The sequence below is a fragment of the Bacillus sp. FSL P4-0248 genome (assembly GCF_038593305.1).
Lineage (GTDB): Bacteria > Bacillota > Bacilli > Bacillales > Bacillaceae > Bacillus > Bacillus safensis.
Map to the genome: position 1 here is coordinate 1,047,156 of NZ_CP151983.1, position 25,270 is coordinate 1,072,425.

A 25,270-nucleotide genomic window follows, 5' to 3' on the forward strand; every position below is an offset into this window, starting at 1 on the left:
TGATGACACGGTGGCAAAGCAAACAATTGGATTATGTGAGATGTGCGGAAGACAAGATGTCCTGCTCACAGAACATCACTTAACGCCAAGAGAAGAGGGCGGGGCTTTTTTACCGACTGCCTTCCTATGCATCCCTTGTCATAAACAAGTACATGCCCTCTTTACAAACCAGGAGCTTGCCGCACGTTTGAATACAATTGATGCGCTGAGGCAGGATGAAAAGCTTGCTTCGTACATCAAATGGATTCGGAAACAGCCGGCAAGCAAGCTGGTCAAAACGAAAAAATCGAGACAGCGCAGAAAAAAATAAGCATAAAAAGCGCTCCTCTATTTGAAATGGGTGTAGAGGAGCTGCTTTATGCATTGCCTACCATATTCTGATCATTTAAGTCAGGATCCACATAGTTGGTGGCGCTAATGCCATTATTTAATATCAAGAAATCTCCGGTATTCCCCGCTCCAGAGCCTAAAGCAGATTTTGACGAACTTTTAGGCGACAGGTAGAATGAGTCACCGACGTTTACGACGCCTCCAGAAATAGAGTTAATGTAAATGGGTCCGACAATTGCTGGCATAATCGACATCCTTTATTCGAAGTCATATCACCATCATATGCGCAGGTAGGTCCATTTGTGAGTTTTGCGGACTTTCATCATTGCTAAACAGCTCTCTAATATGCTTCACTCGCGCAACGCCATTCATTCTACAAGTAGAGCCGATTTGATAGACAGAGGACGATGATACCCCTTCTACATGGATTGAAGACACTTTAATCACAGGCTTTTCATGGAAAAATGCCGTTCTCACTGATCGTTCTGGCAGCATCAATGGAATGGGCTCATAATACACTTCAAATTCTTTCGCATCTAAATTTTCTGCTTCATAGCCATAAAACAAACTAATGGTTCGTTGAACAGCTAATACCTTGACTTTCGGGCACAGCTCTTGTGTATCACCAATTTGAACCACACTCGAAATCCCGACAGAATTCACCTTTGAGAACTTCACTTTAGATGTGCGCTTGATCATTATCGAGGTGCCAGAGGAACAAACGGGCCAATAATCAGTGATTCTGGCGGTGTATCGAAAATCGAGGATAATTGTACATGGTCTGTGTCCCCGATGATAAACAGGGAAGAGGACGAAACCCCGACTACTTTAATGCTTCCGGTCTCGATGTTGCGGTTGACAACTGTGAAATTCATCCGTTTTCCTCTCCTTTCGTTTCACTTGGAATATGGGCTAAAAAGTGCTCAATCGCCCGCTTTACATCATGCTTCACATATTCAGCAATTTGCTCTGAACGCTGCAGCGGTGTCATTTCTTCCCGGTGTGGCAGCTGTCCCGCATAGTATTTGATCCTGCTGTCAATTTGCTTGCGAATATCCTCAATGATATGGTGTTTGTTGCTTTCATCGAGGGACCCTTCATATCGCTGTTCTAGTTCTTCAAGAAGTTCTGGAGCTTCTTCATTTAAAAATGCATCGACAAGCTGCCGTGTTTGATTGAAAAATTGATCAGCCATTTCTTGCTGCATCATTCCAATTCCCGGGGTTGTTGTTTGGCCCACTTCAAAGTTTTGAACACTGTTTGGATCAGATGGATTGAGGCCGATATTCAGCGTTCCTTCCAGCCGTTCGATTTTCAGTTGATCAAATTGATAATCAATCCGTTCAATATTCGTTGTCGGTTTATCTTTGATCATTTGTATTTCCTGCTGAAGCTCGTTAAGCCTTTTTTCAAGCATCATGATTTGTTGCGAGTGTTTTTGAATGATGCCATATACCTGTGAAGCGTTGCTCTGATAATCATACATTTACATACACCTCCGGGGATTGCAGATGACTTAAGTTGTTGGTGACTGAAGCGGTACAAAAGGTGCTGTGCTTGCGCCTTGAGATTCTTCAATTCCTTGTGTACCTGCTGCGGCAGGTGCTGCTTCTACGTAGCTTCCCGTGTTATACAGGTTGGAAAGGGCCTTGATGGATCCAGCGCTCCCAATTTGCAGAACAGAGGAGTTACTTACAGACTCTACACGTAAATAATTAATTTGTATCGCTTGATTAATATAGAAGTTCAACGGATCCTCACTCCTTACAAGTTACCAACAAGCGGTTGATCAATGACATCACTGTCGTACGTATTTGTCACACTTTTGTAGTTGCTAATTCGCAATTGATCACCAGTATTAAAACTGCCTGCGCCAGCAAACGTTTTAACCTGACTATTTGGAGAAATAGTGATGCAGTCTCCAACATGAACGACTCCGCTCGTTCCGACGGCATTTACTTTAAAGGCTCCCACAATAGCCGGCATAGCGGTGCACATCCTTTATAAAATTAGGGCACTTGTTTTGGGCGTTTCACCATAGCTTATGATGGGTCTTTTAATGTGTGATTGTCTTTTTGAAAGCTTTTGATGAGAGGAATTAGATGTATGGTTTACCCTTTTTTTGAGCAATCTTTAGAGGTGGATTTAATGCCTTTATTTAAGAGTGTGTCAAGCTCTTGACTGCACCTGATCGTTTCTTCGGCATTCATCCCGAATTTTTTCGCAGTCTCAATTAAATGTAATCTTTTTTGTTCAATTTCATAATTGATCATAACGGACGCCAACTCTCACATTTTTTATCAAATAGAAGGATATGGTTAGTATACCCTATTTTTCTATAAAAAAAGCTGTTTCGTCAATATGAGTAATAAATTGACAAAATTCGAAAGTGTTCTTACGTACCAAAAATCTCTTTTTTGATCTCAGTCTGTAAATAACGTCGTCTTTTGTTGATATATTGCCGGATTAAGTCTCTTTCAGACTGCAAGACATCTTTTCGATCTTTCGTATATGGATCATCTCCAATTCGATTCTCAATCGATTCATGCCATTTCTCGATGACTGGGCAGAGCCGGTCTTCTACAAAATGTGTATCGAGTACATGCTGGAAAAGTGTGTAATAGTCTCTTTTAAACGAAGGGATATCTAGTAATCTAGCAGTTAATGTATTAAACCCGTTTACTGGGATATAATCAAACGGCATTTCTTCTCCATGAATGTCACGACCCCATGTTGCATCATAATCCCAAGGAAGTACTTGAAACCTCCCTTGTTCATTTACATAAAGGGCGTAGTTATGAACAAAACCATCAAAGTTTTGTGTGCATACCACACCGATGAGCCAGCGGAAATATTGTGTCACATCTAGGTATTGTTCAATTTTTTCTGCAAAAGTGTCATCTTTCGCTGTGTTGAGAAAGTAAATAAATTCGCTCAGCTGCTGATCATGTTGAGAAGTTCCCGTTTTTTTCTCATATCCGAGAAGAAGGTGCTTTTTTGGTTTTTTATCAAAAGAACTCAAAAGGGAGAAGTTCGCGTCATCATCAACCGCATAATAAATGCCGCCTCCTGAAAGCTGCCGTTTTTGAAGAAAGAACTCATCGACGGATTCTATTTTCAAATAAATCCCTTCTTTTCTTCCATTTATGGTGAGAAACACATGAGAAGCGGCTGGGCTATGCACCCCCATCTGCTCAAAGAAATAAAAGGACAGCCTGTTTCGGATAAACGACGGATCATTGTACTCTGCATTTAAATGAAAGATGGATTCGCCTTGTCTTTGTTTTGGCTTTCGGTATTCAATTTGATAGGACTTTTTCTTAAGCTTTCTAATGTGCGATCCGCGGTATGAAGCATAAATATGTGATTTGGTTTGGCCGGTTTTTAGAATAGCTTCAACAGGTTCATCGTTCCAAATGTCTTTTTTTAATTCAATCAGGTCCTTTGGATGAATCCACATATCAAGTTGTTTTAAAGGTTCTGTGTTCATATGTTCATCAGCCTCCTATATGCTCTTCTTTACGATATGAAAGTGAAGGAATGTCCTGTACCGGCTGGTAGGTATTCATGGAGTTTTCAAGGAAAGAGGCATTCGTCACGAACACTTGTCTACCGAGTCTCGTAACATAAAGCAGAGAAGATAAACAGCTTTGTCTGTTTGTTTTGTCGAAGATAGACTGGGAGGGGAATTGTTCGTGAGTACATTTGATCATTCACACATTGAACATGCAGTAGCTTCACTTCGAAGTGAGGGACGTGATCATCACTTAGATCGTGAACCAGAATCGAGACGTTCGCATAAGTCAGCTCGTTCTCGTCATTCAAGTCGCGGTCATTGGTTCTTTGGCGGTGGTGGACGCCGTAAATCACGCCGCAGTAAAAAAAGCTACAGAAGCTATCGTTCAAAGAAAAGTTATCGCTCTAAGAAAAGCTATCGTTCGAAGAAAAGCATGAAGAGTAAAAAGTCATATAAAAGCAAAAAATCTTACAGAAGCAAAAAGAGCGAACCGAAAAAGTCACATCGCAGCAAATGCAGATCTCATCATAAGAAGAGCTGCCGCAAGTCACACCGCAGCAAATGCAGATCTCACCATAAGAAGAGCTGCCGCAAGTCACATCGCAGCAAATGCAGATCTCATCATAAGAAGAGCTGCCGCAAGTCACATCGCAGCAAGCACAGATCCCACAATAAGAAGAGCCGAAAGTCGCGCCGCAGCCATCGATCTAAACGTTCTCATCACCATAAACGCAGCCGCTCTTGCCGAAGATGTGGAAAGAAGTCGCATCGTTCCAGAAATAGAGGAAATGTTGAGCGTAAATGGGATCAAGGGAACATGTGGGAGTACCGCCGTTTCCGCTAAGCATTCAATCATCATTTTTGAAACCCTTTTTAAAAGAGAGTATGATAAAAAAGGGTTTTTTTTATTTCGTAGAGAAATAAAATGAGACATCATAACTTAGCGAAATGAAGATTGTGAGGGGAAGACATGAAGTTTTTTACAGGTGAGATACATAGCAGCATGTTTATTGGGGTAGTCATTGATGATGAATGGGTGATGGACGTCAAAAAGGCAGAAGCCAAATTATTTGAGCTTGAGACACTGCCAAACTCTTTATCTGAGTGTATCAAAATGGGGGACAAGTTTGTTGAACATGTAGGACAGCTTCTTGATTGGGCTGAGAAAAAAGAAGAAGACCGCGGTTCTTATGTATATCCGCTTTCGGACGTGAAACTCCATGCGCCGATTCCAAAGCCGTCTAAAAACATCATGTGTGTCGGAAAGAATTATCAAGACCATGTCATGGAGATGGGAAGTGCGGCGGATATTCCTAAAGACGTGATGATTTTTACAAAGGCACCTACTTCTGTCATTGGACACGGAGCGGACATTCTTCTTCATGAAGGTGTGACCAGTGAACTGGATTATGAAGGAGAGCTTGCCATTGTGATGGGCAAATCAGGAAAAAACGTTGCTCCTGAAGAGGTCCAAGATTATATATTCGGTTACACCATTTTAAATGATGTGACGGCAAGAGATTTACAGAAAAAACATAAACAATTTTTCATTGGCAAAAGCTTAGATACAACCTGCCCGATAGGACCTTATATCGTTCATAAGTCAATGATCGAGGATCATGGTGCGCTCCATGTGGAAACAAAGGTAAACGGAGAGGTTCGTCAGTCTGCCAGTACGGAATTAATGATCTTCACAATTGAAGACATTGTCTCCACTCTTTCAAAAGGGATGACATTAGAAGCGGGTGACATCATTGCAACAGGTACACCTTCTGGGGTAGGGAAGGGCTTTGAACCGCCTAAGTTTTTAGCTTCTGGAGATCGAATTGACATCACAATTGAGCCGATTGGAACGCTGACAAATCACGTCAAATAAAGCGCGTGATGACACAGGATTGTCGCTTTGTGTTCGACTTATTTCGTGGTACGATGAGAAGGTACTTGTTCTGATAAAGGGGGAAATCACAAATGGGAACACATTTACATATCACAGCATGGGTGCTGGGGATTATTTTATTCTTCGTAGCCTTTGCTCTTGCAGGTAAAAACGACAAAGGCGCTAAAATTGTGCACATGATCGTTCGCTTATTCTACTTGATCATTATCGCAACAGGCGTAGAATTGTATGTTCGCACAGGAATGAAAATTCCAGGTTTCGGGGGCGAGTATATTGGAAAAATGATTCTCGGTATCCTCGTGATCGGTTTCATGGAAATGGTCCTAGTGCGCAAGAAAAAAGGAAAATCGGTGACTGGTGTGTTGATTGGGTTTATCGTATTTGCGATTGTGACCATTCTTCTCGGTTTACGTCTGCCGATCGGTTTCCATATCTTTTAATATAAAAAGGGCATTGCTTATACGAAGCAGTGTCCTTTTTATGTGGCATCAAATTGTGAAACGATCCGTTGTCCGTCTGAAGTGGTCCATTCAAAACGAATGTGGCTGGCTGCAGGCTCATAGTGACATTGAAGTGCAAGTGATTGCGTATCTGTCGAAAACTGAAAGAAAGAGACGCGCTGCATTGAATAAAAGGAGGAGAAGACACAATCATAGACGGAAAAACCAAGCTGCTCTACCTGTTCAAGGATGTGATCAAAAACGTTTTCCGGTACGAACATGAGAAGATCAAGCCATCCTTTGGCAAGGGACGCCGTATATTGAATGTTTTCTCCTCCCTGTACTTCTATTAGCTGCCCGTTTTCATGAAGAATCATAGAACCGAGCAATTCCCCTTTTGTCCATTGGTCATTTTCCTTCAAACAGATCATTGTGCTTTGAAGACTTTCTGGCAGCATGATCTCTCCTTCTTCATCTTCAATCAGACAATGCCCGTTTTCAATGAGCAAATACCCGTTACACCATCTTCGGCTGCAGCGTTCAAGCTGCTTCATTCGATTTTCCATTTGCAAAAGCTCCTTTCTTCTTTCTTTTCTTACCAAATTAAGCTTGTCCTATACGCCGGGAAAAAAGGACAAATCAACTATCAAGGAGACGATGCATAAACTAAGAAAGGCTGAATGAGAACACTTGAGGAAAAACGGATGGGAGCTGATGATGATGTGTGGAATTACAGGCTGGGCAGACTTTAAAAAGCAGCTCATCCAACAGGATCATGTAATCAATCAAATGACAGATACATTATCTAAAAGAGGGCCAGATGATACAAATACGTGGAAAAGTGAGCACGTTCTTTTCGGGCATAAAAGGTTAGCGGTGGTAGATGTAGAAGGCGGAAAGCAGCCGATGACATATACACATCAAAACCATGCTTATACGATTGTATACAATGGAGAGCTCTATAACACGGAGGATATAAGAAAAGAATTATTAAAAAGGGGGCACCGCTTTCTTGGGCATTCTGATACAGAAGTTCTTCTTCATGCCTATACAGAATGGAAGGAAGAGTGTGTCTCCCATTTTAATGGCATTTTTGCATTTGTGATCTGGGATAGTGAGCGTGAATTGTTATTTGCAGGGAGAGACCGGCTAGGCGTCAAGCCATTTTTCTATACAGAACGTCATCATTCCTTCTTATTTGGTTCAGAGATCAAAGCACTTCTTGCTCATCCTGATATCAAAGCAAAAGTCGATTATGAAGGGCTGTCGGAGATCTTTGGCTTAGGACCGTCAAGAACACCAGGTCAAGGAGTGTTTAAAGGGATAAAAGAGCTGAGACCTGCACATGCCTTGACCTTTTCAAAAGACGGACTGCGCGTGTGGAGATATTGGAATGTCAAAAGCAAGGAGCATACCGACTCACTTGATGACACCGCACAGCACATTAAGCATCTCTTTACAGATGCCGTGACAAGACAGCTCGTCTCTGATGTGCCTGTATGTACATTTTTATCTGGGGGCGTCGATTCTAGTGCCATTACTGCCATTGCCGCTAAGCACTTTGAGAAAATAGGGGAAGCACCGCTTCATACGTATTCCATTGACTACGAAGGAAACGATCAATTCTTTGAGGCAAATCAATTCCAGCCGAATGCTGACGGCCCATGGATTGATCAAATGACAAAAGCGTTTCAAACGAATCATCACAGCTGTATCATTGGACAAAAAGAGCTCGCTTCCTATTTGAAGGAAGCCGTTGAGGTTCGAGACTTACCGGGTATGGCAGATATTGATTCTTCCTTGCTTTGGTTTTGCCGAGAAATTAAAAAGGACTTCGTTGTTGGCTTGTCAGGTGAATGTGCTGATGAAATCTTTGGCGGCTACCCTTGGTTCCATATGGAAAATGAAACGAATGGTTTTCCGTGGATGAGATCGACTGAAGCGAGAACTCAGCTCCTGCAAGACTCGTGGCAAAAAAAGCTGTCACTTAAGGAATACGTGCAAAGCAAATATGAAGAAACGGTGGCAGAAACGCCTCTTTTAGATGGAGAAACTGGCGTTGATAAAGCCCGTAGAGAACTTTTTTACTTAAATATGATCTGGTTTATGACAACACTGCTTGATCGAAAAGATCGAATGAGTATGGGGGCTAGTCTTGAGGTACGTGTGCCATTTGCAGATCATCGTCTTGTCGAATATGTGTGGAATATTCCTTGGGAAATGAAAATGCATGGAAATCGTGAAAAAGGGGTTTTACGAAAAGCATTAGAGGGAATTTTACCGAATGAAGTGCTTTATCGAAAGAAGAGTCCTTATCCGAAAACACATCATCCAGCCTATACTCAGGCTGTGAAAGAGATGCTAACAGACTGCCTCGCGCAAAAAGACTCTGTACTTCACGAATTTTTAGACCCACATCAATTAAAGCAGCTGATTGAAACGGAAGGAGCTTCTTTTCATGTGCCATGGTATGGCCAGCTCATGAAGGGCCCGCAGTTGATTGCCCATCTTGCACAGATTCATCATTGGTTTGAAACGTATCGAATTGATATAGAAGCGTAATAAAGGGTCGGCTTTCTTGCACTTGTTGAAAGGAAGCCGGCTTTTTTGATACATAACATGAGACTTTTTGAGCACATCAAAAGTTGATCTAATCTTTCTAATTTGTATAATTAACTTAAAGTGAATTAATTTGGAGGAAAAAGGATAATGGAAATCATTGTGATCGGAGCGGGACCAGGGGGTCTTGCAGCAGCTATGATGCTTCAAAGCAAAGGACATGATGTTCATGTATACGAAAAACAGTCCTTTGTTGGCGGGCGTAACGCTAAGTTTCAACTTGGTGATTTCACGTTTGATACAGGTCCTACCTTTCTCAGCATGATTCATATTGCAGAGGAGCTGTTCACCTTTGCTGGTAAAAATCTTTATGACTATATTGATGTGATTGAATTAAAAGAGATGTATAGATTAATATTTCAAGACAATCAGCTCGATATGATTCGGGATCGCGATGAAATGTACAAACGATTAGAAGCCTTTGCACCTGGTGAGGGTGAAGGGTATCTAAGATTTATGAAGGATACAAAGCGCAAAATGGATCGTTTGACACCAATTCTACAAAGTAAAATGGACCGCTTTCATCATTACCTTCGCCTGAAGGTGATCAAAGCACTTCCACAGCTTTCACTAAATAAAAGTTTGTATGATGTGCTGTCAGACTATTTTTCGAATGAATCAGTGAAATATGCTTTTACATTTCAATCAAAGTACTTAGGAATGTCCCCGTGGGAATGCCCTGGTGCGTTCTCGATCCTTTCGTTTATGGAACATGACACAGGTGTATTTCATCCGAAGGGCGGTGTCAATCAGCTGTCAGAAGCGATGGCAAAGGCCGCGCTTGAAGCTGGAGCAGAGATTCATCTGTCAGCCGGCGTCGAAAAGCTGCTCACGGAGGGAAGGAAAGTAAAAGGCATTCGTTTAGAATCTGGGGAAGAAATACAAGCAGATGAGGTTGTCGTCAATGGAGACTTTGCACATGTGATGACAAAGCTTGTCGAGCCAGGACTCTTAAAGAAATACAGCGAGAAGAAATTAAAAAAGAAAAAATTCTCTTGCTCTACCTTTATGCTTTATTTAGGACTGGATACCATATATGATGAGCCGCATCATACCATCGTTTTTTCCGATGATTATGCTAGATTTGTCAAAGGCATTACGAAAACATATGAGCTGCCAGATGACCCGTCTATTTATATTCAAAATGCAAGTGTAACCGATGACTCACTTGCTCCAAAAGGAAAATCAGCTCTTTATGTGCTGGCTCCAGTTGCCAATAACCAAAGCGGTATTGATTGGGGGGCGCATCAAGATGAATTTAGAGAGCTTGTGCTAGATACATTGGAGCGGAAAACAGGCTTTCAGAATGTGAGACAGCATATAGAAGTCGAGCGGATGATCACACCGAAGCAATGGGAGGAAGACCTTTACGTATATGAAGGAGCTACATTTAACCTCGGCCACCAGCTGACGCAGATGATGGTCCTAAGGCCGCACAATGAATTTGATGAATTAAAGCACTGCTGGCTCGTTGGAGGAGGAACACATCCAGGAAGCGGACTGCCAACCATTTTAGAATCAGCACGTATCACGACAAATGCCATTCTTAAAAAAGAGAAACATTCACACAAAACAATGCCGCATCAAGAAAAGGGGAGCGCCTCATGAAAAAACATATATTAATTGCAGGCGGCGGTATTGGCGGAATGATCTCAGCGCTTTATTTAAAAAAAGCGGGACATGATGTCACCCTTGTCGAAAAAAATGAACGGCTTGGCGGGAGACTTGCTTTTGTACGTGAGAAAGGATATAAAGTAGATGAAGGTCCGACCATTGTCCTACTTCCTGACATGTTAAAAGGCATTTTACATGAGGTAGGAATTGACGATTCATCTCTTGATCTGCTGCAGCTTGATCCGCTGTACACAATTCAGTATCAAGATGGAACCTCCTATACGAAATACTCTGATGCACTTCGTCAGCTAGATGAAATCAGACGTGTATTTCCAAAGGAAGATCAAGGGTTCCTGAGGTTTATGGAAGAAATGACAGACCGGTTTCAAGAAGGGCAGCAAGCCTTTCTAGAAAAATCATTTCACGAAAAACGTACATTTTTTACAAAAGCGAATATGAAGATTTTAATGAAATTAAAGGCGTATCGAACGGTACAAAGTGCTCTGAAAAAATATTTCTCAGACGAACGCCTGCGAGATGCATACGCACTTCAAACCCTCTATGTTGGGGGAAACCCGTATGAAGCATCGGCTATTTATTCGCTTGTGTCCTATAGTGAGCACGCGCATGGAATCTACTATTTAAAAGGCGGATATGCGAGTTTAGTAGATATATTGGAAGGGCAGCTCATCAAAATGGGTGTGCATGTAAGAAAAAATGAAGAAGTCACGCAATTGGTGTTTGAGGGGAAACGGGCAGTCAAAGCAAAAGTAAATGATGAATATGAAACCGCTGATGCATTTGTGATCAATGGAGATTATCCAGCTGCGTTAAAGCAGCTTGGTTTAGACGAACAAGATCGCCGGAAATACGTGCCGTCCTCTGGCTGCGTGATGTTGTATCTCGGGTTAAACAAGATGTATCATGAAGCACCTGTTCATCAATTTTTTATGGGAGAACACTTTGATCAGCATATGAAAGAAGTTTTTCAAACGAAAACGATTCCTCAAGACCCGTCGTTTTATACATTTAATCCATCGATCATTGATCCATCTCTTGCCCCAGAAGGCTGCAGTGTTCTATACATGCTCGTTCCCGTTCCTTCAGGAGATCATATCAACTGGGAAGAGGAGACAGAGTTTGTCGAGAAGATGGTGGATGTCCTTGAGAAAAGAGGCTTTCCGAGATTGCGAGAGTCGATTGTCTGGAAAAAGGTCAGAACACCAAATGATTCCTTGCGAGAAGGATTGTTTGAAGGCGGCAGCTTTGGACTTGCGCCTAATTTGTTTCAATCAGGTGTCTTCCGCCCGCAAGTGAAGGTCAGTGAGACAGATAATCTTTATGCGGCAGGTGCTTCCATCCATCCGGGTGGCGGGGTGCCGATCGTGATGCAAAGTGCGAAGCTTATGGCTTCTGTACTACTAAAAGATTTGAATGATAGAAAGGAAGTGAAGCTAAGTGGTTGATGTACAAACAGCATTAAAAGTGTGTGAGGAAACCATTCAAACCCATTCAAAAACGTTTTACCGGGCCTTTTCCATGCTACCTAAAAAGAAAAGACAGGCCGTCTGGGCCGTATATTCCTTTTGCCGTAGAGCAGATGACATTGTAGATGAATCCCCTTCGCCAAAAGAGGACCTTGCATCCTTTCGGGAGACGTTTGATCGATTTTTACAAGGTGAGGTAGACCGGAATGATCCAATATGGGTGGCGCTAGAGCATACATTTCAAGAGTTTCGGATGGATGAAGCCCCGTTCCGTGACCTGCTCCAAGGACAGGAGATGGATTTAGAGCAGCAGCGATACGAAACGTTGGATGAACTGCTCATCTATTCCTATCATGTTGCTAGTACAGTTGGGCTTATGCTCCTTCCCATTATTGCACCGCGTAAAAAAGAGCAGCTAAAAGAAGCAGCCATTTCGTTAGGGATTGCTATGCAGCTAACCAACATCCTTCGAGATATCGGCGAAGATCAGGCTGAAAGAGACCGCATTTATTTGCCAAAGCAAGTGATGGATCAATTCGGGTACACAGAGCAAGAATTGCAGGAAGGGATTGTGAATCAAGCCTTCCAGCACGTCTGGGAGTACATTGCCTTTGAGGCAGAGGCATACTACGAGGAGTTTTTTGACCATCTTCATGAATTCCCGCTCTATTCACGAATACCGGTGAAAGCAGCAGCCTACTTTTATAAAGCCATTTTAGATAAAACAAGAGAAAACGAATACCGCGTCTTTACAGAGCGAGCATTTATTTCAAAACAGGAAAAAGCACTTATTTTAGAAGATATTACGTAAAAAAGGACTGCACCCGCAGTCCTTTTTATGTGGAAGAAAAACGATACTCCGTCCATACTCTGGAACGCCAGCGCCTATACATGAAGATACCTCTTACCCATTCATCCACAATAAAAGAAATCCAAACCCCGATGAGCCCCATTTCAAACTGAATGCCTAACAAATAAGCGATCGGAAGCCCAATTCCCCACATTGAAATCATCGCCATATACACTGGAAACTTCGCGTCACCAGCAGCCCGCAATGAATTAATAATGACCATATTAAAAGAGCGTCCCGGCTCTAAAATGATCGTCAATAGGAGAAGTGTGGCGGCGATTTCAATGATTTCACGATTGCTAGTGAAAAAGGTAAGCAAATGCGTCGATGATAAAGATAAAGCAGTGGAAGAAAGAAGAGAGATCCCAATGGCCCAGTATAAGCTTTTCATACATCTGCGGTAGGCAGCATCAAATTCTTTCGCTCCAATATGGCGCCCGATTAAAATCTGTGTCCCTTGGCTAATCGCTGCACCAAACAACATAATAAACATCATCAAATTTTGAGTGTAGACCTTTGCGGCTAAAGCCTGCGTCCCCATAAATGTAATAAACAGTGTAATAATCATTTGAGAGCCGTTATAAGAAAGCTGCTCTCCAGCAGAAGGAATGCCAATTTTCAGCAGCTTTTTTAAATGCGTCCGCTGGATGTGAAACATACTCTTCAGTGAAAAGCGCAATCCAATTCGGCGGCGGACAATGAGGATCATCGCCATCAATCCGATCAAACGAGCCAGCGAGGTTGAAAAGGCAACACCCATGACACCTAATACAGGAAAGCCAAACGGACCAAAAATGACCAAATAATTGCCGGCAACGTTTAGCAAATTCATTCCGATGGTGACATACATCGTGTCTCTTGTATATCCGTAGCTTTTTAAAATAGCACTATACGTCATAATGAGTGCTTGAATAAAAGAAAGCAGGCCGACAATTTGTAAAAAGACCGCCGCATCCGGCATGAGTTCACTTGATAAGCCCATCATGTGCAGGATTGGAACAGCTAACACAAACATGAGGAGACTAATGACAAAGCTGATCAAGAAGTTGGTTCCTAGTGAGACATAGGCGACTTGAGTCGCTTCCTGCTTGCGGTCAGCTCCTAAAAGCTGCGCAATCACAATGGTCGTTCCTGTTGTAATGAAGCTGAACATGACAATTAATAAATTCAGGAGCTGGTTGCTTACACCTACTGCGGCCACACTGTTATCGGAGTATTGGCTGAGCATAAGTGTATCAGCGCTCCCCATGAGCATATATAAAGAGATTTCGATAAAAATAGGCCAAGTTAATGCAAATAATGAAGGGTGTGTTTTCTCATCTTTGGCTTGAACCTTTTCATATGACAGGGTTTGAGATTTCATCACATAGCCCCCTTTCGTATAAATCCGATTTATAGTGTACCGTGCATCGACTATAATAAGAAGAGATGAAACCGAAACTTATTGGAGAAATCCGACTTCATAAGGGGATGAATATGGATCGATTTATTACATTTACTGTACCGCCGTTTCCGATTTATATTGCTTCAGGTAAAGGTGTATTTCATCAAGGAGAAAGACATATCTCAAGAACCTTCACTGTATTTGATCTTCTCTATATCACAAAAGGTGAACTATGGATGACAGAGGGCGAGGAGGCTTTTCATGTAAAAGAAGGTGAATATATGATTCTCTCACCGGGCCTGTCTCATGGTGGACATCTGTCGTGTGAAGAGGAAACCCACTATGAGTGGCTGCATTTCTCAATTGACCGATTTGAGCTGACGAACCGGCCGAGAGAACACTGGATTGATATGAAACAAAATCAAGCGACCTTCGAAAAGCCGGCAACCTATGAATTTAGTCTGCCCCGTTTAGCAAAAGTGAAAGGACGAAGTGTGTTAAAAAAACACCTTTCAGCGATGAGAGCACTAAATCATGATGCATCTGAACTTCCGCTGAAAAAACAGCTATTATTTGAGGAAATGCTCATTCACCTGCAAAAGGAAGCATTCCATATTCCAACTGCAAAGGAGACTGTCGCATCAGAAGTGGTTCACTATCTTGAGCATCACTTTATGGAGAAATTACACATGGAGCAGCTTGCAGAGAAACTGCACTATCATCCTGATTACATGACAAGATGTATGCAGACGGTGTATGGATTGACGCCAAACCAGTACAGCCATCGTCTCAAAATCGAAAAAGCCAAAAGCATGCTGGCCTCAACGAATGAAAAAATCGCTGCCATTGCAGATCATGTAGGTATTGACGACCCTACTTATTTTTCTAAGCTGTTTCGGCAAAATGAAGGCATGACGCCGATCGAGTACCGTCATTTAGCAAAAAGAACGACAAAGTAAAGGAACGTGAACAGATGAAAAGTGAAAAGGAAGAGCTTGTGAACATAAGTCCATTAACCGAAACGGACTTAGAAACGGTGTGGCATTTAAAATTTAAAGCATCAGACCAGTCCTATCGAAAATGGAATGCCCCTTATTTTTATGAACACGAAATCCCGCTTGCTGCATTTAAGAAACGTTACTTACAGGAAGAATCCATTCCTCAAAAGCTATATGGCATTGAAATAGATGGTGATATCAAAGGCACCGTATCATATTATTGGGAGAATGAACGTACGAGGTGGCTTGAATGCGGCATTATCATTTATGATTCACGCTTTTGGAGCGGGGGTATTGGGACAAAGGCATTAAATCTTTGGATTGATGTGTTATTTACGCATATTGATATCCCTCGAATTGGTTTAACAACTTGGTCAGGGAATGAACGGATGATGCGGTGCGCAGAGAATTGCGGATTTATCCTTGAGGGGAGACTGAGAAAGGTCCGTTATTATCAAGGGGTTTATTATGATTCAATGCGCTACGGAATGTTGAGAGAAGAATGGAGAAGCCTTCCGCGGAACAATGATAAAATATTTTAGGACAAAAGTATCGTATGTTTGAATAAACTGAAAAAAATCGGTTTTTCAAGCGAATAATAGAAAATGTGTTTTTTTACATAAGGGGGAATTTAAATATGAGATTAACGGGTCTATTCGTTTCACTTGCTGTTGCCATCTATTTATGGTTTGATGCGCCAAAACATAACAAAGACAAATGGCTGTGGGCTGTTTTAGGCGTGCTATTTAGCACCATCGTACTTGGTATTTATTTGATCAAGACAGAGAGGAAGGGGCTGGGCTGGACGATCTTGATTTTAACCATCTTGTTTTATCTCATGCTGCTCATCTCTGTTTTGATCGGTGTTATTCTTTTTTATCAGGCGCCTTCATGAAGAAGGGCCTTTTTCTTTTACCTTTTGAGCCGGTACACCAGCAATGACGATCTGCTCTTCATGAAAGGAACGATTCACCACGGCATTTGCTCCGATTGAAATATGATTTGCAATGTAAATGTCTCCAAACAGCTTAGCACCGGGGCCAACCCATACGTGATCTCCAATGGTTGGTACATCCTTTTCGGAATGGTTTTGGCCAATATTCACCCCTTGATGAATATCACAAAATGCCCCAATTTTTGCGTGCTTATTCACAATTAAGAGACCACTATGATTGATTCTAAGGCCGGGGCCAAAGACGCCAATCGGAATATCAAAGCCAAGCTGCATGCCTTTCTTTTTATGTAAACAGCGATAAAACCATTTGCGCAGTAGAGCGCCGCTATTAGAATAGTACTCATATTTTCGCAAATACCTTTGATATTTCCATATATCGTCCCCAAACCACTTTGGTCTTCTGCGCGTGATCGCTAATGCTTTCTTATCCTGCGTTAAGTAATGGTGAAGATCGTGCTTTGTAAAAATCATCAAATTCCCCTCCATCCCTTTATGTTTCAGAGAAATTATACCATCCAAACCATTTATATCAAGAAAAAATGATGTTACTTCTTCAATTTTCTACCTTCATTTCATCCAAATTTCTTCATAAAATAAGCGCTTTGAGTTGAGTAGAACAAAAGAACCAGGAAGAATGATTTGTAATTTTTTTCAATATCAAACCGTCTCATGCGTTCCATCTCCTTATAGCAGTAAGGTTTGTAAAAATTACTCGAAAATACTCATTAAAAAGAGAATATTGCATTCATGTGCTTTTTGAATCATCTTTTTGAATACAATTGACTTTCCTATCTCACATCCTCTAGGCTAATAAATGAAAATGATAATCTTTATCAATTGGAGGAGTGTTTTATTATGTCCATCAAAACCGTTTCTAAAAATCAGCAATTTTTAGAGCAGCAAAGTCAAAGAGAATCTAATGCAAGGTCTTACCCGAGACGGTTCCCGTTAGCCATGCAAAAAGCCGAGGGTATGATCGTGACAGATGCAGATGGCAGAGAGTTTTATGACTGTCTGGCAGGCGCAGGAACACTTGCACTTGGTCACAATCATCCGGTTGTTATAGAAGCTATTGAACGTATGCTTCATGAAAAAAGACCATTGCATACGTTGGACATAACCTCAGAAATTAAAGAAGAATTTGTGAATGAAATTTTTTCTCACCTGCCAGAAGAGTTTGCAAAGAGAGCAAAAATTCAATTTTGTGGACCAACTGGCGGTGATGCCATAGAAGCTGCGATTAAATTAGTCAAGACAGCGACAGGAAATCGTTCCATTCTTTCTTTCCACGGTGCTTATCACGGTGCGACACATGGCACGATGTCATTAAGCGGAAATTTGTCTCCAAAGGAAAGAGTGCAAGGGTTAATTCCAGATGTGCATTTCATGCCTTATCCATATGAATATCGCTGCCCATTTGGCATTGGCGGGAAAGATTCACACCGCATTTCCAGCTCTTATATTGAGCGTGTATTAAATGATCCTGAAAGTGGTATTCTTCCGCCAGCAGGTATGATCTTTGAAGCAGTGCAAGGTGAGGGAGGTTCAATTCCAGCATCTATTGAATGGATAAAAGAAATGAGAAGAATCACAAAAGAAAAAGGCATTCCGCTCATTATCGATGAGGTTCAATCAGGCATTGGCCGTACAGGCAAGATGTTTGCCTTTGAACATGCGGGAATTGTGCCAGACGTTATTGTATTATCTAAAGCCATTGGTGGAAGCCTGCCGCTTTCAGTTGTGATTTATGATCAAGATTTGGATCAATGGAATCCAGGTGCACACATTGGCACATTTAGAGGGAATCAAATGGCGATGGCTGCAGGAACCGCTACGCTTAAATTTATAAAAGAAACCAATCTGCTTGATCATGTAGACCAGCTAGGGGATCGCATGCAGGCTTATCTAAAAGACATTCAAAAAAATGTACCTGCTATTGGTGATGTTCGAGGAAGAGGATTAATGATTGGTGCTGAAATAGTCAATCCAAATGAGAAGCAGGATGTGGATGGAAGTTATCCAGCAAATCCTGAGCTAGCCAGTCTCATTCAAAAGAATTGCTTCGACAAAGGCTTAATTGTAGAGACAGGAGGCCGTTTCGGTAGCGTCATTCGATTCTTACCGCCATTGATCATGACAGAAGAACAGCTTGAACAAGTCATCGCTATTTTCAAAGAGGCCGTTTACGATGCAATCAACTAAAGCTTCTGTGGATTCATTATTTATCAATCAAAGCCAGCTTGGAAGAGAGTCCTTCCGAGCGGCTCTTCATACATCTATCGACAGCTTACTGGATCAGTGGCAAAAAGACCAAGGTCCATACAGCGGAATATTGCCTGGGAAATTAGCGGCTAGTGTCGAATCCTTATTTCAGCTTCAACCGTCTGGCGAATCAATGGAATCTGTCTTTCAAGATATACAGCAGCACCTTTTGCCGCATCTCGTTGATGTATCGCATCCTAAATGCTTGGCACATTTGCATTGTCCGCCGCTTATCCCTGCACTTGCCGCAGAGGTGATAGTGAGCTCCTTTAACCAATCAATGGATTCCTTCGATCAAAGCGGTATTGCATCTTTGGTTGAGGAGGAAATTTTAAAGTGGCTATGTGCGAAGTTTTCTTATGGAAATCTAGCAGATGGGACATTTACGAGCGGTGGCACCCAATCTAACTACATGGGACTGCTTCTTGCAAGAGATGCATTTTGTGAAAACACATGGCAATGGAATGTTCAGCAGAAAGGCTTGCCGAGTGAGGCTCACCGCATGAGAATTCTTTGTTCTAAGAATGCTCATTTCACTGTGAAGAAATCTGCATCCCAGCTAGGCTTAGGGGAGCAGGCAGTTGTTCTGGTAGAGACAGATGAGCATCACCGCATGGACCTCAACGATTTGAAGAAGAAACTTGTTGAATTAAAGGAACAAGATCTCCTGCCTTTTGCGGTAGTGGCGACTTGCGGGACAACTGATTTTGGCAGTATTGACCCGGTTCGAGATGTGTATGACATCGTCAAGCCATACGGTCTATGGATTCACGCAGATGCTGCCTACGGCGGAGCGCTTGTATTAAGCGAAACCTACGGGAATAAATTAGACGGTATTGAACTTGCTGATTCCATCACGATTGACTTTCATAAACAATTTTATCAGCCGATCTCCTGCGGAGCATTTTTACTGAAGGATAAAAGACATTTTGGTTTGATTCATTATCATGCAGATTATCTCAATCCAAAGGAAGATGAACTGGATGGAATACTACATCTTGTCCATAAATCTGTGCAAACGACGCGCCGGTTTGACGCACTGAAATTGCTTCTTTCTCTTCGTCTGATTGGGGAGGAAGGGTTTGGTGACATCATTGACCATACCATTGATTTTGCGAAGGATGTGGCCGCGCTTATTGAGAGCAATGATCACCTTGACGTGATCAATCCTGAGCCAGAAATCAATGCAGTTGTGTTTCGATTTAAGGGGGCGGATGCCATCAATAAAATCATCCATCGAACGTTATTCAAATCAGGAACTGCTGTCATTGCGAAAACAGTGGTGGATGGTCAAACATGCTTAAAATTCACTTTGTTAAATCCGAGAACGACAATCACACATATTGAGGAAATCCTTTCTGACATCGTTGATATCGGGATCGCTCATATTCAATCCGGGAGGGTACTACGTTGAGTCAATATAAACAAATGGCTGAAAATGCAACTATGCAAAGCTTTTTAAACTGTTTTTTACGTGAAACAGGAATCGATCGATCTGCAAAAAAAGAGACGAAAGCAGATGGTTCGCTTGTATTCGTGGCAAAACTAGCAAAGCAAGACCTTGAGCTTGTGATTCCGATCCGATATTTTTCATCTGTAGGCCGCCATCTCTTTGATTTTCCGATTCGCTTTCGTCCAAGTGGCAGCGAAAAAGAGGGAACGATCGTCGATTACACGACACTTGTTGCTTTATGTTCAAAGGAGCTTCTCATTGCATATGGCCGCACTGATGCAGAGGATGAATTCATGCTGCGCATCATTTTAAGCTGCCGAAATATTGAACGATTCTTACGGGAGAGAGAAAGTGATCAAGCTGCTTTATCTCAAGCTGATTTTGAGTACATCGAGGCTGAGCAGTCACTTCTCCTTGGACATTTAACACATCCTACACCAAAAAGCAGACAAGGGATGACAGAAGAAGAGGAAGCCGTCTATTCTCCTGAGCTGAAAGGAGCTTTCCAGCTTCATTACTTTAAAGCGCACCATTCGATTGTGCTTCAGGATTCGTCTATTTCACAATCTGCGGCAAGCCTCATGTTAGAAGAGCTTATGCGTCAGGTGCCAGAAGAAACAGAGAGACTGAATAGGTTAACAGAAAACGGAGAATTTGTGCTCATTCCGATTCATCCGCTGCAAGTCAAAGTGGTCATGGAGAAGGCATTCGTGAAGCGTTATATAGAGGAGGGGAAACTGACTTATTTAGGACCGCTCGGGTCTGAATACACAGCGACCTCATCCTTTAGAACGGTCTATCAAAAGGATTCTGCTTACATGCTCAAATTCTCTGTTCCTGTGAAAATTACGAACTCTTTACGTATCAATAAACAAAAGGAACTGGATCGAGGAGTAGAGATGTCCCGCATCTTAAAAACAGAATTAGGCGTTTCTTTATATGAAAAATTCTCTGGATTCCGTGTCATTGAAGATCCTGCATATCTCTCTATTCGAGGAGATGAAGCGGAATCTGGCTTTGAAGTGGTCATTCGTCAAAATCCATTCTTGCATCGTGAAAGAGGCGCAAGCTTAATTGCTGGGCTATGTCAGGATCATGCGTACGGAGGAAAATCGAGATTAGCAGGAATTATTCATAAACTTGCAGATTCAGAAGGCCGGTCAACAGAAGCGGTCAGCCAAGATTGGTTTAAACAATATTTGACCATTTCGTTAAAACCGATGCTCTGGCTGTTTGAAACGTATGGTCTTGCACTCGAGGCCCATCAGCAAAATGCTGTTGTGCAAATGAAGGATGGTTATCCAGAGACTTTCTATTATCGTGACAACCAAGGCTACTATTATAGTGAATCAAAAAAAGATAAGCTCGCAAATCTAGTTCAAAACTTGAGCGTAAGAAGTGAAACCATTTGTGCGGATGATGTAGCCGTTGAGAGACTCCGTTATTATTTCTTCTTTAATCATTTATTTGGTCTCATTAATGGCTTTGGCACAGAAGGTCTAGCAAAGGAAGAAGATTTGCTGGCACTCGTGAGAGATACATTGCTCGCTCATGAGGAGACGTACGGAGCATCTGATTTGACTAACAGCCTTCTCCGCTCAAAAGAACTTCCTTCAAAAGCGAATTTGTTGACACGATTTGAAGATATGGATGAGCTGACAGGATCTCTGGAAACACAGTCTCGTTACACGGCTGTCTTGAATCCGCTCTTTTTACATAAGGAGGCGCTGATTGGATGAGGCATCGCATCAGGTTTATTCGTGCTGAATATGAAAGAGATGTCCAGCTTGTCCATAAGTGGATGCAAGAAGAGTACGTTCACCCATTTTGGCATTTGAATATTCCATTTCCTGCTTTTGAAAAGCATTTTTATCAGGCCATACATGATCCGCATCAAACCCTTTATTTAGGCACGATTGATGGGACGCCAATGAGTTATTTTGAGGCTTACAACGTGAAAGGGGATATCATTGAATCCTACTATGAGCCTTCTCCGCATGATCAAGGCATCCACCTGTTAATAGGGGAGCCGGATTATGTGGGAAAAGGATTTGCTGCGCCGCTCCTTCAGGCAATGACAGCATTTCAATTTGAGCAGAACAAACGAACAGAAAAAATCGTTGCTGAGCCGGATATTCGCAATGAAAAAATGATTCATGTATTTGAAAAATGCGGCTTCGAACGTGTGAAACCAGTCACTTTACCCGATAAAACAGGTCTTTTGATGTTTTGTGATCGAGAACGATTCGAAAGGAAGTATAACCATGACGCGGTTCAACAAGCAAAATAATATAGTGGATGTAATTGGGATCGGCATTGGCCCGTTTAATCTCGGGCTTGCCGCATTATCTGAAGAGGTAAATGAAATCGACGCTTTGTTTTTTGAAAGAAATGAAGCCTTTCACTGGCACCCAGGGATGCTCATTGAAGGGACAACACTGCAAGTCCCTTTTTTAGCGGACCTTGTCAGCATGGCAGATGTGAAAAGCAAATATAGCTTTCTCAACTATTTGCAGGAACAAAACCGTTTGTATTCATTTTACTTTCTAGAAGACTTCCATATCCCGCGCAAGGAATACAGTCATTATTGCCGCTGGGTCGCTGACCAGTTAGATTCCTGCCGATTTGGCATGAACGTCGAATCTGTCTCACTGATCGAGAAGGCAGGGGAAAAGCGGTATGAAGTGCATGTCCGTCATGTAAAGAACCAAACTGTAGAGGTGTTTGAAAGCAAACATCTCGTCTTAGGAATTGGCACGCAGCCGGCGATACCCGCATCGCTCCAGCCAGCTTTAGGAGAGAAGGTTTTTCACTCAGCTGACTATTTAAAACGAAAGAAAGAAGGCTGTTTCAAAGGGAAATCTGTAACAGTTATCGGCTCTGGTCAAAGTGCGGCAGAAGTGTTTTATGACATTTTATCAGATGATGAGGCAAAGGATATTCACTGGTTCACACGGTCAAAAGGATTTTTCCCAATGGAATATTCAAACCTTGGACTTGAGTATTTCTCCCCTGACTATATTGATTTCTTTTATGAGCTTCCGCAAGCCAAAAAGGATGCGTTATTAAAACAGCAAGACTTGCTTTATAAAGGTATCAGTTCGGCGATGATTCGTGATATTTATCATTTGCTTTATGAACGTTCTGCCTGCGGAAACCAGCTGAACACAGTGCTTCAAGCCATGACAGAGGTCAACTTGATTGAGGAAACAGCGGGCGGGTTATCACTTTCATGCACGCAATGGGTCAAGGAAGAATCCTTTACACATGAGACGGATATTGTCGTATTGGCGACTGGCTATCAATCCGTTCTGCCGCCATTTATCAATCCTATTTCTCATCACATTCAATGGGATGATCAAGGGAGATTCCAAGTTGAACGTGAATATCGTTTGAAAACAAATACGATAGGTGAAAATGATATTTTTGTACAAAATGCAGAGCTTCATACACATGGGGTCGGCGCACCAGATTTGGGACTGGGGGCTTATCGAAACAGTGTGATCATCAATGAACTTGCTCGTCAAACCGTGTATCCACTTTATCAAAAGCACGTCTTCCAGACATTTGGTACACACAAGAACGCACACACATTTGAAGAAATCAAAGGATAAGGAGGATGAAGCGATGAGTGTACAAGATGAATTGAAAAAAGCGGTGAATCCTGCTGCTTGGAAAAAGGCAAACCAGCGAATGGTGGCAAAAATGCTGTCTGAATACATGTATGAGGACATGCTTCATCCTATAGAACTGGATTGTAAGGATGGCATCGCGCAGTATGAATTAATCATTCACGAACATAAGAAATATCGTTATCTAGCAAAACCTCGGTTGTTTGATAGTTTTGATACAATCGCTGAATCAATTGAGTGCTGTCAAGATGGAAAATGGTCAAAGGATGTCAGTGCTATTGTGTTTTTACTAGACATTCAGCCGATCATTCCAATGTCCTCTGACACAACAGGCCATCTTATCAAAGAGCTTCACCATACTTTGTTAGCCGATGTCCATGTGCTGTCGAAAAAAGCACTTCGTGCGGATGAACTGACAGATACGGATTATGCATGGATTGAAGGAGAAATGACAGGCCATCCTTGGATTGTGTATAACAAAGGACGTATAGGATTCAGCTACGATGATTACTTAGCCTATGCACCAGAACGGCAGGAATGTGTGCAGCTGTCTTGGATTGCTGTACATAGAGAGCTTGCGACATTCCATGCAGTCGATCATGAAAACTATGAGCAGGTGATCGCCAAAGAATTAGATGAAGTCACGATTCGTCAATTTCAGCGTGTGTTAAAGGATGAAGGACTGAATGCAGCTGACTATTATATGATGCCTGTTCATCAGTGGCAGTGGACGCATATGATTATTCAGCATTTCCCTGAAGATTTGGCCTTGCGCCGGATTGTGTATTTGGGAGAGGGGCTGGATCAATATATCCCGCAGCAGTCGATCAGAACCTTTACAAATATCTCAAATAAAGACAAGCATCATATTAAACTGCCAATGAGTATTTTAAATACGCTCGTGTACCGTGGACTCCCATCAGAACGTACGGTCATTGCCCCGCGCATTACAGCGCATATTAAAGGGATTGCCGATCAAGACTCATTTTTATCTGATGTGTGCCGCGTCATTTTACCAGGTGAGAATGCAAGTATCAATGTCGATCATCCATACTACAGCAAACTGCCTGGTGCGCCGTATCAATATCTTGAGATGCTCGGTGTCATTTTTAGAGAAAGCATTTATACGTACTTAGAAGAAGGGGAGAGCCCTGTTACACTTGCGGCACTTACTTACGAGGATCATGAAGGTGAGCCGTATATCAAGCAGCTGATTGAAAAATCAGGTCTCTCAGCAAAAGAATGGATGGCGAAGTTCTTCCATGTCGTGATGCCGCCGCTGCTGCACTTTATGTATCAATACGGCACAGTCTTTTCACCGCATGGGCAAAATACAATTCTTGTGTTAAAAAATCATCAGCCGCATCGTTTGGCGATCAAAGATTTCGTTGATGATGTGAATATAAGTGACCAGCCGCTGCCTGAATTAGCTTCATTAGAAGAAGATTTAAAAGAAGTGCTGCGCAGTGAGCCGCCAGAAGGTCTAGTACAATTTATCTTTACAGGATTATTTATTTGCAATCTGCGTTATGTATCCAACGTATTAGACAATCACAATCTGTTAGATGAAACGACTCTTTGGCGTTTGCTTGCAGAAGAAATTCAGCAGTATCAAAAGCAATTTCCGCAGCTAAAAGACCGTTTTGAATTATTTGATCTATTCCAGCCGAAGCTGACAAAGCTTTGCTTAAATCGTAATCGAATGATTGATTATGGCTATGGAGATGGAGATGACCGCCCGCATGCATCAGAGCATGGGAAGGTCACAAATGCACTCGCTCATGTTCTTTCGTCAGTTGGGGAGAAGTAATAGAAAAGCTGTAGACATTAAG

The 25,270-nt window shown here is 42.1% G+C and carries 27 protein-coding genes; 16 read left to right on the forward strand and 11 right to left on the reverse strand.

Annotation, left to right across the window (positions count from 1 at the left end):
* The first annotated feature begins 10 nt into the window (after window positions 1–10).
* Window positions 11–310: a hypothetical protein gene (locus tag NST65_RS05210; protein WP_034282144.1), complete on the forward strand. Its 300-nt coding sequence runs from the start codon at window positions 11–13 to the stop codon at window positions 308–310.
* A 46-nt stretch (window positions 311–356) separates the two neighbouring features.
* On the opposite strand, the gene NST65_RS05215 is transcribed toward NST65_RS05210, so the two are convergent.
* The 8 genes from NST65_RS05215 to NST65_RS05250 all read right to left on the reverse strand — a co-directional run bounded on the left by NST65_RS05215 (window position 357) and on the right by NST65_RS05250 (window position 3,820).
* Complete coding sequence (locus NST65_RS05215) at window positions 357–575, reverse strand: spore germination protein (protein ID WP_003211468.1); 219 nt, start codon at window positions 573–575, stop codon at window positions 357–359.
* 22 nt (window positions 576–597) lie between these two features.
* Window positions 598–1,029, reverse strand: coding sequence for a spore germination protein GerPE (locus NST65_RS05220; RefSeq protein WP_342489344.1), 432 nt, complete (start codon window positions 1,027–1,029; stop codon window positions 598–600).
* Window positions 1,029–1,205, reverse strand: a complete 177-nt coding sequence (locus tag NST65_RS05225; RefSeq protein ID WP_003210893.1) for a germination protein GerPD — start codon at window positions 1,203–1,205, stop codon at window positions 1,029–1,031. Before NST65_RS05225 ends, NST65_RS05220 begins: the two co-directional genes overlap by 1 nt.
* Window positions 1,202–1,816 (reverse strand): spore germination protein GerPC, encoded by a 615-nt coding sequence (locus NST65_RS05230; RefSeq protein WP_041117065.1) that lies wholly within the window; start codon window positions 1,814–1,816, stop codon window positions 1,202–1,204. The genes NST65_RS05225 and NST65_RS05230 overlap by 4 nt, the downstream gene beginning before the upstream one ends.
* A 30-nt stretch (window positions 1,817–1,846) precedes the next feature.
* The gene (locus NST65_RS05235; protein WP_003210877.1) at window positions 1,847–2,080 is read right to left on the reverse strand and encodes a spore germination protein GerPB; all 234 of its coding nucleotides are present in this window, start codon (window positions 2,078–2,080) and stop codon (window positions 1,847–1,849) included.
* 14 nt (window positions 2,081–2,094) lie between these two features.
* Window positions 2,095–2,316 carry a spore germination protein gene (locus NST65_RS05240; protein ID WP_003211745.1) on the reverse strand — a complete coding sequence of 74 codons (222 nt, stop codon included), beginning with the start codon at window positions 2,314–2,316 and terminating at the stop codon, window positions 2,095–2,097.
* 125 nt (window positions 2,317–2,441) lie between these two features.
* A complete protein-coding gene (locus NST65_RS05245) occupies window positions 2,442–2,603 on the reverse strand; it encodes an aspartyl-phosphate phosphatase Spo0E family protein (RefSeq protein WP_029707539.1) in 162 nt (53 codons plus the stop codon).
* A 122-nt stretch (window positions 2,604–2,725) separates the two neighbouring features.
* Window positions 2,726–3,820 carry a CotH kinase family protein gene (locus NST65_RS05250; RefSeq protein ID WP_268436395.1) on the reverse strand — a complete coding sequence of 365 codons (1,095 nt, stop codon included), beginning with the start codon at window positions 3,818–3,820 and terminating at the stop codon, window positions 2,726–2,728.
* 997 nt (window positions 3,821–4,817) lie between these two features.
* On the opposite strand from NST65_RS05250, the gene NST65_RS05255 reads away from it, so the two are divergent.
* Together NST65_RS05255 and NST65_RS05260 are read left to right on the forward strand one after the other, a co-directional pair.
* The gene (locus tag NST65_RS05255; protein ID WP_268436397.1) at window positions 4,818–5,723 is read left to right on the forward strand and encodes a fumarylacetoacetate hydrolase family protein; all 906 of its coding nucleotides are present in this window, start codon (window positions 4,818–4,820) and stop codon (window positions 5,721–5,723) included.
* Window positions 5,724–5,815: 92 nt separating this feature from the next.
* Entirely contained in the window at window positions 5,816–6,184 is a 369-nt protein-coding gene (locus tag NST65_RS05260; RefSeq protein WP_034282135.1) for a YisL family protein, read from the forward strand.
* A 38-nt stretch (window positions 6,185–6,222) separates the two neighbouring features.
* On the opposite strand, the gene NST65_RS05265 is transcribed toward NST65_RS05260, so the two are convergent.
* Window positions 6,223–6,750, reverse strand: a complete 528-nt coding sequence (locus NST65_RS05265) for a DUF2777 family protein (RefSeq protein ID WP_041117073.1) — start codon at window positions 6,748–6,750, stop codon at window positions 6,223–6,225.
* A 154-nt stretch (window positions 6,751–6,904) separates the two neighbouring features.
* Between NST65_RS05265 and asnB the strand changes: the two genes are divergently transcribed.
* From asnB to NST65_RS05285, 4 genes are all read left to right on the forward strand, one after another.
* A complete protein-coding gene (gene asnB, locus NST65_RS05270) occupies window positions 6,905–8,746 on the forward strand; it encodes an asparagine synthase (glutamine-hydrolyzing) (RefSeq protein ID WP_111927185.1) in 1,842 nt (613 codons plus the stop codon).
* Window positions 8,747–8,893: 147 nt separating this feature from the next.
* Complete coding sequence (gene crtI / locus NST65_RS05275; RefSeq protein ID WP_268436398.1) at window positions 8,894–10,411, forward strand: phytoene desaturase family protein; 1,518 nt, start codon at window positions 8,894–8,896, stop codon at window positions 10,409–10,411.
* Window positions 10,408–11,883, forward strand: a complete 1,476-nt coding sequence (crtI, locus tag NST65_RS05280) for a phytoene desaturase family protein (RefSeq protein WP_268436399.1) — start codon at window positions 10,408–10,410, stop codon at window positions 11,881–11,883. Before crtI (NST65_RS05275) ends, crtI (NST65_RS05280) begins: the two co-directional genes overlap by 4 nt.
* Entirely contained in the window at window positions 11,876–12,715 is an 840-nt protein-coding gene (locus tag NST65_RS05285) for a phytoene/squalene synthase family protein (RefSeq protein ID WP_034282127.1), read from the forward strand. Before crtI (NST65_RS05280) ends, NST65_RS05285 begins: the two co-directional genes overlap by 8 nt.
* Window positions 12,716–12,740: 25 nt before the next feature.
* On the opposite strand, the gene NST65_RS05290 is transcribed toward NST65_RS05285, so the two are convergent.
* Window positions 12,741–14,117 (reverse strand): MATE family efflux transporter, encoded by a 1,377-nt coding sequence (locus NST65_RS05290; protein WP_034282125.1) that lies wholly within the window; start codon window positions 14,115–14,117, stop codon window positions 12,741–12,743.
* A gap of 113 nt (window positions 14,118–14,230) precedes the next feature.
* Between NST65_RS05290 and NST65_RS05295 the strand changes: the two genes are divergently transcribed.
* The 3 genes from NST65_RS05295 to NST65_RS05305 all read left to right on the forward strand — a co-directional run bounded on the left by NST65_RS05295 (window position 14,231) and on the right by NST65_RS05305 (window position 16,031).
* Entirely contained in the window at window positions 14,231–15,097 is an 867-nt protein-coding gene (locus tag NST65_RS05295; protein ID WP_342489345.1) for an AraC family transcriptional regulator, read from the forward strand.
* 14 nt (window positions 15,098–15,111) lie between these two features.
* A complete protein-coding gene (locus NST65_RS05300) occupies window positions 15,112–15,678 on the forward strand; it encodes a GNAT family protein (RefSeq protein WP_111927191.1) in 567 nt (188 codons plus the stop codon).
* 95 nt (window positions 15,679–15,773) lie between these two features.
* Window positions 15,774–16,031, forward strand: coding sequence for a hypothetical protein (locus tag NST65_RS05305; protein ID WP_034282121.1), 258 nt, complete (start codon window positions 15,774–15,776; stop codon window positions 16,029–16,031).
* Here the strand turns inward: NST65_RS05305 and NST65_RS05310 are convergent.
* Window positions 16,026–16,562, reverse strand: a complete 537-nt coding sequence (locus tag NST65_RS05310; protein ID WP_111927193.1) for a serine acetyltransferase — start codon at window positions 16,560–16,562, stop codon at window positions 16,026–16,028. The genes NST65_RS05305 and NST65_RS05310 overlap by 6 nt on opposite strands.
* A gap of 384 nt (window positions 16,563–16,946) precedes the next feature.
* Between NST65_RS05310 and NST65_RS05315 the strand changes: the two genes are divergently transcribed.
* The 6 genes from NST65_RS05315 to NST65_RS05340 are packed head-to-tail and all read left to right on the forward strand — an operon-like array spanning window position 16,947 to window position 25,248.
* Complete coding sequence (locus NST65_RS05315) at window positions 16,947–18,293, forward strand: aspartate aminotransferase family protein (RefSeq protein ID WP_034282119.1); 1,347 nt, start codon at window positions 16,947–16,949, stop codon at window positions 18,291–18,293.
* Window positions 18,280–19,767, forward strand: a complete 1,488-nt coding sequence (locus NST65_RS05320) for an aspartate aminotransferase family protein (protein WP_111927195.1) — start codon at window positions 18,280–18,282, stop codon at window positions 19,765–19,767. The genes NST65_RS05315 and NST65_RS05320 overlap by 14 nt, the downstream gene beginning before the upstream one ends.
* Window positions 19,764–21,545 (forward strand): IucA/IucC family protein, encoded by a 1,782-nt coding sequence (locus NST65_RS05325; protein WP_111927197.1) that lies wholly within the window; start codon window positions 19,764–19,766, stop codon window positions 21,543–21,545. The genes NST65_RS05320 and NST65_RS05325 overlap by 4 nt, the downstream gene beginning before the upstream one ends.
* Entirely contained in the window at window positions 21,542–22,096 is a 555-nt protein-coding gene (locus NST65_RS05330) for a GNAT family N-acetyltransferase (RefSeq protein ID WP_024426511.1), read from the forward strand. The genes NST65_RS05325 and NST65_RS05330 overlap by 4 nt, the downstream gene beginning before the upstream one ends.
* Window positions 22,071–23,420 carry a lysine N(6)-hydroxylase/L-ornithine N(5)-oxygenase family protein gene (locus NST65_RS05335; protein ID WP_111927199.1) on the forward strand — a complete coding sequence of 450 codons (1,350 nt, stop codon included), beginning with the start codon at window positions 22,071–22,073 and terminating at the stop codon, window positions 23,418–23,420. Before NST65_RS05330 ends, NST65_RS05335 begins: the two co-directional genes overlap by 26 nt.
* A 13-nt stretch (window positions 23,421–23,433) precedes the next feature.
* Window positions 23,434–25,248, forward strand: a complete 1,815-nt coding sequence (locus NST65_RS05340; protein ID WP_111927201.1) for an IucA/IucC family siderophore biosynthesis protein — start codon at window positions 23,434–23,436, stop codon at window positions 25,246–25,248.
* Window positions 25,249–25,270 lie beyond the last annotated feature (22 nt).

Excerpts from the sequence above, each read along its gene's own strand:
- crtI (WP_268436399.1), top strand. The coding sequence starts at position 10,408 with ATGAAAAAACATATATTAATTGCAGGCGGCGGTATTGGCGGAATGATC.
- NST65_RS05240 (WP_003211745.1), bottom strand. The coding sequence starts at position 2,316 with ATGCCGGCTATTGTGGGAGCCTTTAAAGTAAATGCCGTCGGAACGAGC.
- NST65_RS05250 (WP_268436395.1), bottom strand. The coding sequence starts at position 3,820 with ATGAACACAGAACCTTTAAAACAACTTGATATGTGGATTCATCCAAAG.
- asnB (WP_111927185.1), top strand. The coding sequence starts at position 6,905 with ATGTGTGGAATTACAGGCTGGGCAGACTTTAAAAAGCAGCTCATCCAA.
- NST65_RS05310 (WP_111927193.1), bottom strand. The coding sequence starts at position 16,562 with ATGATTTTTACAAAGCACGATCTTCACCATTACTTAACGCAGGATAAG.
- NST65_RS05230 (WP_041117065.1), bottom strand. The coding sequence starts at position 1,816 with ATGTATGATTATCAGAGCAACGCTTCACAGGTATATGGCATCATTCAA.
- NST65_RS05255 (WP_268436397.1), top strand. The coding sequence starts at position 4,818 with ATGAAGTTTTTTACAGGTGAGATACATAGCAGCATGTTTATTGGGGTA.
- NST65_RS05335 (WP_111927199.1), top strand. The coding sequence starts at position 22,071 with ATGACGCGGTTCAACAAGCAAAATAATATAGTGGATGTAATTGGGATC.
- NST65_RS05260 (WP_034282135.1), top strand. The coding sequence starts at position 5,816 with ATGGGAACACATTTACATATCACAGCATGGGTGCTGGGGATTATTTTA.
- NST65_RS05315 (WP_034282119.1), top strand. The coding sequence starts at position 16,947 with ATGTCCATCAAAACCGTTTCTAAAAATCAGCAATTTTTAGAGCAGCAA.
- NST65_RS05330 (WP_024426511.1), top strand. The coding sequence starts at position 21,542 with ATGAGGCATCGCATCAGGTTTATTCGTGCTGAATATGAAAGAGATGTC.
- NST65_RS05265 (WP_041117073.1), bottom strand. The coding sequence starts at position 6,750 with ATGGAAAATCGAATGAAGCAGCTTGAACGCTGCAGCCGAAGATGGTGT.
- NST65_RS05300 (WP_111927191.1), top strand. The coding sequence starts at position 15,112 with ATGAAAAGTGAAAAGGAAGAGCTTGTGAACATAAGTCCATTAACCGAA.
- NST65_RS05320 (WP_111927195.1), top strand. The coding sequence starts at position 18,280 with ATGCAATCAACTAAAGCTTCTGTGGATTCATTATTTATCAATCAAAGC.
- crtI (WP_268436398.1), top strand. The coding sequence starts at position 8,894 with ATGGAAATCATTGTGATCGGAGCGGGACCAGGGGGTCTTGCAGCAGCT.
- NST65_RS05340 (WP_111927201.1), top strand. The coding sequence starts at position 23,434 with ATGAGTGTACAAGATGAATTGAAAAAAGCGGTGAATCCTGCTGCTTGG.
- NST65_RS05220 (WP_342489344.1), bottom strand. The coding sequence starts at position 1,029 with ATGATCAAGCGCACATCTAAAGTGAAGTTCTCAAAGGTGAATTCTGTC.
- NST65_RS05215 (WP_003211468.1), bottom strand. The coding sequence starts at position 575 with ATGCCAGCAATTGTCGGACCCATTTACATTAACTCTATTTCTGGAGGC.
- NST65_RS05305 (WP_034282121.1), top strand. The coding sequence starts at position 15,774 with ATGAGATTAACGGGTCTATTCGTTTCACTTGCTGTTGCCATCTATTTA.
- NST65_RS05295 (WP_342489345.1), top strand. The coding sequence starts at position 14,231 with ATGGATCGATTTATTACATTTACTGTACCGCCGTTTCCGATTTATATT.
- NST65_RS05245 (WP_029707539.1), bottom strand. The coding sequence starts at position 2,603 with ATGATCAATTATGAAATTGAACAAAAAAGATTACATTTAATTGAGACT.
- NST65_RS05290 (WP_034282125.1), bottom strand. The coding sequence starts at position 14,117 with ATGAAATCTCAAACCCTGTCATATGAAAAGGTTCAAGCCAAAGATGAG.
- NST65_RS05225 (WP_003210893.1), bottom strand. The coding sequence starts at position 1,205 with ATGAATTTCACAGTTGTCAACCGCAACATCGAGACCGGAAGCATTAAA.